The 485-nt window shown below is 47.0% G+C and carries 4 tRNA genes; all 4 read left to right on the forward strand.

The features are described from left to right. Positions 1 to 86: 86 nt before the first annotated feature. The 4 genes from HMPREF2933_RS08595 to HMPREF2933_RS08610 all read left to right on the forward strand — a co-directional run bounded on the left by HMPREF2933_RS08595 (position 87) and on the right by HMPREF2933_RS08610 (position 442). Positions 87 to 160 (forward strand) — tRNA-Arg (locus tag HMPREF2933_RS08595). Between the two features lie 40 nt (positions 161 to 200). After that, positions 201 to 274 (forward strand) — tRNA-Pro (locus HMPREF2933_RS08600). A 6-nt stretch (positions 275 to 280) separates the two neighbouring features. Beyond that, positions 281 to 354: transfer RNA gene (locus tag HMPREF2933_RS08605), tRNA-Met, on the forward strand. A 14-nt stretch (positions 355 to 368) separates the two neighbouring features. After that, positions 369 to 442 (forward strand) — tRNA-Ile (locus HMPREF2933_RS08610). Positions 443 to 485 lie beyond the last annotated feature (43 nt).

Below are 485 nucleotides of genomic sequence, written 5' to 3' on the forward strand. Positions count from 1 at the left end.
GTTAGAGGTTCGACTCCTCTAGGGTGCATAAAGAGATTTGACTTTTTTTGTATTTGTGATATAATGATTTTATATTCATAGAAAGAGCACCCTTAGCTCAACTGGATAGAGTACCTGACTACGAATCAGGCGGTTAGAGGTTCGACTCCTCTAGGGTGCATAGAAAAGAAGTCTCCTAGGACTTCATTTTTCTATCTATACGGGAAGTAGCTCAGCTTGGTAGAGTACTTGGTTTGGGACCAAGGTGTCGCAGGTTCGAATCCTGTCTTCCCGATACTATGGCGGTGTAGCTCAGCTGGCTAGAGCGTCCGGTTCATACCCGGGAGGTCGGGGGTTCGATCCCCTTCGCCGCTATAATTGATCTTGTTGGACCTTTAGCTCAGCTGGTTAGAGCTCTCGGCTCATAACCGAGTGGTCGTAGGTTCAAGTCCTACAAGGTCCATTTTGTTATATTGTGGAGGATTACCCAAGTCCGGCTGAAGGGA

Origin of the sequence: Streptococcus sp. HMSC066F10 (assembly GCF_001813805.1) — a bacterium.
In the GTDB taxonomy this organism is placed as follows: domain Bacteria; phylum Bacillota; class Bacilli; order Lactobacillales; family Streptococcaceae; genus Streptococcus; species Streptococcus vaginalis.